6 protein-coding genes and 1 tRNA gene are annotated in these 6,056 nt (G+C 65.2%); 4 read left to right on the top strand and 3 right to left on the bottom strand.

Features of this window, described 5'->3' with window-relative positions; all coding sequences use genetic code 11:
• The first annotated feature begins 2 nt into the window (after positions 1-2).
• Positions 3-79, top strand: a tRNA-Met gene (locus ACH0BU_RS10360).
• 119 nt (positions 80-198) lie between these two features.
• On the opposite strand, the gene ACH0BU_RS10355 is transcribed toward ACH0BU_RS10360, so the two are convergent.
• A complete protein-coding gene (locus ACH0BU_RS10355) occupies positions 199-1,533 on the bottom strand; it encodes a GGDEF domain-containing protein (RefSeq protein ID WP_296220167.1) in 1,335 nt (444 codons plus the stop codon).
• A 226-nt stretch (positions 1,534-1,759) separates the two neighbouring features.
• Between ACH0BU_RS10355 and ACH0BU_RS10350 the strand changes: the two genes are divergently transcribed.
• From ACH0BU_RS10350 to ACH0BU_RS10340, 3 genes are read left to right on the top strand one after another with little or no spacing between them, the layout of a single operon-like run.
• On the top strand, positions 1,760-3,232 hold the full coding sequence (locus ACH0BU_RS10350) for a cytochrome ubiquinol oxidase subunit I (RefSeq protein ID WP_136450339.1): 1,473 nt from the start codon (positions 1,760-1,762) through the stop codon (positions 3,230-3,232).
• Positions 3,233-3,235: 3 nt separating this feature from the next.
• Positions 3,236-4,243, top strand: a complete 1,008-nt coding sequence (cydB, locus tag ACH0BU_RS10345; RefSeq protein WP_136450340.1) for a cytochrome d ubiquinol oxidase subunit II — start codon at positions 3,236-3,238, stop codon at positions 4,241-4,243.
• Positions 4,243-4,359 carry a DUF2474 domain-containing protein gene (locus ACH0BU_RS10340; protein ID WP_082102772.1) on the top strand — a complete coding sequence of 39 codons (117 nt, stop codon included), beginning with the start codon at positions 4,243-4,245 and terminating at the stop codon, positions 4,357-4,359. The genes cydB and ACH0BU_RS10340 overlap by 1 nt, the downstream gene beginning before the upstream one ends.
• Before the next feature lie 58 nt (positions 4,360-4,417).
• Here ACH0BU_RS10340 and ACH0BU_RS10335 read toward each other — a convergent pair whose 3' ends face one another.
• On the bottom strand, positions 4,418-5,272 hold the full coding sequence (locus tag ACH0BU_RS10335; protein ID WP_296220171.1) for an MBL fold metallo-hydrolase: 855 nt from the start codon (positions 5,270-5,272) through the stop codon (positions 4,418-4,420).
• Between the two features lie 88 nt (positions 5,273-5,360).
• On the bottom strand, positions 5,361-5,906 hold the full coding sequence (locus ACH0BU_RS10330) for a DUF4142 domain-containing protein (RefSeq protein ID WP_500264015.1): 546 nt from the start codon (positions 5,904-5,906) through the stop codon (positions 5,361-5,363).
• Positions 5,907-6,056 lie beyond the last annotated feature (150 nt).

The raw sequence follows: 6,056 nt of genomic DNA, 5'->3' as shown, positions 1-6,056 counted from the left end.
GTCGCGGGGTGGAGCAGCCCGGTAGCTCGTCAGGCTCATAACCTGAAGGTCACAGGTTCAAATCCTGTCCCCGCAACCAATACACACACACGCCGCCCTTCAGGGCGGCGTTGTCGTTTGTAGGGCCTGGCCAAGGAACTGGAACGCAAGGCGGCTGGCCGACACAGCCGCTCGTGCTGACTGCGCTGGGGAGCGGCATCAGCTCGCTGTCGGCGCTATCTCGATTCGGTTGCGGCCGGCCGCCTTCGCCCGATACAGCGCCGCGTCCGCAGCCTTGATCAGATGCGCCTGATCGGGATGGCCATGATGCTCCGCCACCCCCATAGACGCGGTGATCGCCAGTGGATCGTCGCTCCCGGCATCGATCCGCGTCTTCTGCAATGCAGCCCGGATACGTTCCGCAATCTCGTGCGCCTGCCCGGCGTGCGTTTCGTTAAGCACGATCAGGAATTCCTCGCCGCCATAGCGGAAGACGAAGTCGCTTGGTCGCACATGATCCATGACGATCTGCGCCACCTGACGGAGCGCCAGATCACCGGTCTGGTGCCCGTGCCGATCGTTGATCCGTTTGAAATGGTCGACGTCGAGCAGGATGATGCACAGCCCGCTGTCGTTCGCCGTGGCGAATTCGATCTCCCGCCCGAGGATTGCCGGCAGGAACCGACGGTTCAGCGCGCGGGTGAGCGGGTCGCGCCCGCTTTCGAGCGCCGTCAGGCTTTGAAACAGCTCCATGACCAGCGCCGATACCCGGCTCACCGCGGCCTGCAGTTCGGACAGCGTCTCCATGCGCTGGTTCGGACCGCCAGTCGTTTCCAGTTCGGGCAGCAGCACGCGGTCGATCCGCTGCGTCTCCGCCAGCAGGTCCTGGTAGATCACCGATCGTTCGAACATGAAGCTCGCGCGGTGCCGCAGCCACAGCCCGAAGGGAGAATCCAGCAGCCGCGTTAGCCCGCGATCAGCCTCCCCCTGCAACAGGCTGAACAGCGTCTTCTGGCTCCACTCCATCAGGCTTGCCTTCTGCGCCTCCTTCTCGGTGGAGACGTCCTGATCGATCGAGAACAGCCGGTATGCCTCATCGAGCCGAGCCCGAGCAGTTGTGTCCTTCACATAGGCCTGGCTCATCATCATGATTGCGACGTCGATCCGCTCATGCGCCAGCTGGAGCGCCGCCAGGCAGCGTTGCGGCTCCGCACGCGCGGAGAGAAGCTGCGCCAGCCGCGCTTTCAGTGTCGCCGCGCCCTGCATCACCAGATGGATGGGAATGTTGATCCGCGCGTGAACCTGCCCGATCACGCGCTGGCTTTCCTGCAGGTGTGGGCAATCGCGGATATCGGCCTCGTCGAACAGCGCCGTCAGCCAGTCGAGCAGTGAGGCGCTCAGCCGCCCGTGGACCACCGAATGGCTGAGGAACCGCTGCGCCTCTTCGTCCTGCAGCAGCGTGTCGTAGAAACGCGCCACCATATCGGCGCCATGCTCCGATGCGATCTGCCGCAGGATTGCGACGCTATCGCCCAGAGCCTCATTCGCTACCATTTCACCTAACACCTAACGATTGCACCATCGACGCGGGTGCCGACCAGACCTGCCTCCCCTGCCTTTGGTGTGCTCTGGTTAGCAAAAGGTCGACGGGTGCGCATCCGTCGGTTCCGGACGTGCGTCCGCCGGCCCCTGTGGGACTTACGGGTATCGCCGTGGTCGGCTTCGACCTCAAGATTCCGCACACGTCCGGCGGTTGCGCGCTTCTTGAGGATGAACGCCGATGTTCGATGGCCTTGATGCACTGCTCCTCGCCCGCATCCAGTTTGCCTTCACGGTCAGCTTCCATTTCATCTTTCCGGCCTTCTCGATCGGGCTGGCGAGCTATCTGGCCGTTCTTGAGGGCTTGTGGCTGCGCACCGGGCGCGCGGTCTATCTCGACCTGTTCCGCTTCTGGCTGAAGATTTTCGCCATCACCTTCGCCATGGGCGTCGTGTCGGGCATCGTCATGTCCTATCAGTTTGGCACCAATTGGGCGGTCTTCTCCGACAAGGCGGGGCCCGTGATCGGTCCGCTCATGGCCTATGAGGTGCTGACCGCTTTCTTCCTGGAGGCAGGATTCCTCGGCGTCATGCTGTTCGGGATGAAGAAGGTCGGGCGGTCGCTCCACTTCTTCGCCACGCTTATGGTCGCGGCGGGCACATTGATCTCCGCGATCTGGATCATCAGCGTCAACAGCTGGATGCAGACGCCGACCGGCTATGCGATGAATTCGGATGGCCAGTTCGTGCCGGGGCCGGACTGGATGGCGATCATCGTCAGCCCCAGTTTCCCCTATCGGCTGCTGCACACCGTTCTGGCCGCCTATCTGACCACGGCCTTCGCGGTCGGCGCGGTCGGCGCCTGGCAATTGCTCAAGCAGCGACGTGGCCATTCCGTCGCCTCGCACGAGGGCAGCGATCCCCGGGAACTGATCGCCGACGCACCGCGATCCGGCGAGGCGGCGCGGACCATGTTGTCGATGGCGATGTGGATGGCCGCGATCGTCGCCCCGCTGCAGATCATCGCCGGCGACATGCATGGGCTCAACACGCTCGATCATCAGCCGGTCAAGGTGATGGCGATGGAGGGGCATTATCAAAGCTACCCTGATGGCGCGCCGCTGATCCTGTTCGGCATCCCCAATTCACAGGAGCGGCGGGTCGATCACGCGGTGGAGATCCCCAAATTGTCGTCGCTGATCCTGAAGCATGATCTGAACGCCCCGCTCGCCGGGCTCAACACCGTGCCGCTCGCTGAACAGCCGCCGGTGGGAATGGTGTTCTGGGCCTTTCGTATCATGGTGCTGACAGGCCTGGCGATGCTCACGCTCGGCCTGTGGAGCCTGTATGCGCGCGCCACCGGCCGCTTGTACGATACGCCCCTTCTGCATCGCGCGGCGGTGCTGATGGGGCCGTCGGGGTTCGTGGCGGTGATCGCTGGCTGGGTGACAACCGAGGTCGGACGCCAGCCCTACACGATCTACGGCCTGCTCACGACCGCGGACAGCGTGTCGCCGCTTGCGGCACCTGCCGTCGCCGCCTCGCTCGTCGCCTTCATCATCGTCTATTTCGCGGTGTTCGGCTTTGGCACCTGGTACATCCTTCGCCTGATGAACAAGGGCGTGCAGATCCACGAGCCCGAACCAACAGAGGGTTCGGGTCCGATCCGCACCGCCGGCATCACGCCTGGTCCCACGCAACTGGCGGGAGCCTGAGCCATGGGCGTCAACATCGACCTCACGATCGTATGGGCCTTCATCCTGGCCTTTGCGGTCTTCGCCTATGTGGTGATGGACGGGTTCGATCTGGGGATCGGCATCCTCTTCCCCGCCTTTGGCGTCGGGCCGGAGCGCGATCAGGCGATGAATGCGATCGCGCCGGTGTGGGACGGGAACGAGACGTGGCTGGTGCTCGGCGGCGGAGGGCTGCTGGCGGCCTTTCCGCTGGCCTATGGCGTGGTGATGACCGGGCTCTACCCGCCGATCATCGCCATGCTGCTCGGCCTGGTCTTTCGCGGCGTCGCCTTTGAGGCGCGCTGGCGTGATCCGGCACATCGCGCCGGCTGGGATTTCGCCTTCACCGCCGGCTCGTTCGTCGCTGCCTTTTCGCAAGGGGTGATATTGGGCGCGCTGCTTCAGGGGGTGACGGTTGCCGATCGCGCCTATGCCGGCGGGTGGCTAGATTGGGCGAGCCCGTTCAGCATGCTCACGGGGATCAGCGTGGTGTGCGGCTATGGCCTGCTCGGCGCCACCTGGCTGATCTGGAAGACGGAAGGGCCGACGCAGAATCACGCGTATCGCCTTGCCGCCCGCTTCTTCCAGGCGACCCTGGTTGCTATCGTGCTGGTCAGCTTCGCCACCCTCGGCCTCGACGCCGATTACCGCCAGAAATGGCTGGGCGAGCCGGCGATCTATCTCACGTCTCAGGTGCCGCTGCTCAGCGCGATCATCGCCTTCGCCTTTCACCGTTCGCTGCGCCGCCGGCGCGAGGCGCGACCGTTCTTCCTCGCGCTGGCCTTGTTCCTGGTGAGCTTTATTGGGCTGGGGATCAGCATGTGGCCCTATGTCGTGCCGGAGGCGCTGACGATCTGGGAGGCCGCGGCGCCCGAACGCAGCCAGATATTCATGCTGGTCGGCGCGCTGGTGCTGGTGCCGATCATCCTGGTCTACACGGCCTGGTCCTATTGGGTGTTCCGCGGGAAGGTTGGCATGGAGGGTTATCATTGATGGATATGGACGTGCCCTTGTGGCAGCGGGTCGGGTGGATGGCGTTCATCTGGGCGCTCAGCGTATCTGCCGTCGGGATCGTGGCAACGCTGATCCGATTCTGGCTGAAGACGTGACGTTCCGCGGCCGCTGACCGCGGAACACCTCGTCCGCTTGTCGCGGTCCGCTGGGCTACTACAGCGGCCGGCCCGCCTGGCAGCGCTCCAGTTCGACCGGATCGTGCGCGCAGGCGATCGATACGTCACCGCGGCGTTCCAGCGATAGCGCGCGCAGCCGATCCTGGTTGCCTAGGCGATGCTCCGCGCTGACCTCCATCAGCCGCTGGTAGGCGCGTAGCCCCGGGGTGCATCGCCGCCGCGCGGTGCGCATCTCGCCGCGATAGAAATAGGCGTCGCCCGCGTGCAGCAGCCAGCGCCCGTCATCGCGCTGCACCGCGACGCCGGCATGGCCCCAGGTGTGGCCGGGTAGCGGGATCATCAGGATCTCGGGCGGCAGCCCGGGCAGGTCGCGCACCGCATCGAACCCGAACCACGGCTCCCCGGCCGAGCTGTATCGGCGCCAATTGCGCACATCGTTGAGCTGCGGCGTGCGCCAGCGGTTGCGCGCGACAAAGGCATCGTGCGCCGTCGTCGCATCGTCGAACTCGCGCTGCATCACGTGCACGGTCGCGGCGGGAAAGTCGTCCAGCCCGCCGGCATGGTCGAAATCGAGGTGCGTGACGATGATGTGCCGCACGTCGCTGGGGCGAAAACCCATCGCCTCGACCTGCCGGATCGCGGTATCTTCCTCGCGCAGCTTGATGTTCAGCATTGCCCGCCACGGCCGCGGGATGCGGATCCCCCCGTGTTCATGCGGATGGTGCACATCGTTCAGGCCATAGCCGGTATCCACCAGCACCAGGCCGTGAGCATCGGTTTCGATCAACAGGCAATGGCAGACGAGCGTGCCGTGAACGCCCAGGCTGCGCCCGTCGTACAGCGCGCCGCCCACCGGACAATCGGTGCCGCAATTCAGGTGATGGATCCGCATAAGGGTTTGCCCATGTGCAAGGGGAGGGCGCCGCGCCGCAACGCCCCCCGGTCACGCGCGGCGATCACCGCCGCGCGCGGTTCATGATTCACATGCTACCGGACTTTGCGGTCGCTTTCATCATGCGCTGCGCGTCGGTCAGGTGCTGGCGCACGACGGGCACGGCCTTGTTGGCGGAGGAACGCAGCGCCGGCTGGTCGCCGCCGGTGCCATAGCTGCGGTGCAGGTCAAGCGCGGCCTGGTGCGCGGGCACCTGCTGCGCCAGGTACAGGCGGTCGAAATCGCCCGGCGCCGCATTCTGCAATTCGGCCAGCGACGCGGTCACACCGGCATCGAGTGCCGGGGGTGGCGGGGTCATCCCGGCCTTGCGCGCGGCGGCCATGGTCGCTGCCGTGGTGGTCTGATGGTGATCGATCAGCATCTGGGCATAGCGTTTCACTTCTGGCCGCTGCGCCTTCTCTAGCGCGATCTTGCTTGAATTGATTTCGTAGAGGTCGCTCTTGCCCGCCGCCATCACATAGGGCGCGGCCTCGGTCTTCGCTTCGGGTGGGGGCGGCGGGGGCGGGGTTTGCGCCATTGCTGGCAGCGCGGTTCCGGCCAGCGCCATCGCCATGGTAAGACCAACTGTCTTCATCATCTTTCTCTCCTGTTGTGCGTCACGGGCGATGGGGATCGTGCGTGCCTGTCGCGGCAAGGTCCGGCAGAAGGTCCGGCCGACGCTTCCTTGCGCAGGTGCTGCGAGCGGTCCGAGGCGTGAAGCGCGGGTGTCGTCATTGGTCTAGCG

The organism is Sphingomonas olei (genome assembly GCF_045369765.1).
GTDB lineage: Bacteria > Pseudomonadota > Alphaproteobacteria > Sphingomonadales > Sphingomonadaceae > Sphingomonas > Sphingomonas panaciterrae.
Note: the sequence above shows the minus strand (reverse complement) of the source record. Positions and strands in the feature narration are given on the sequence as shown.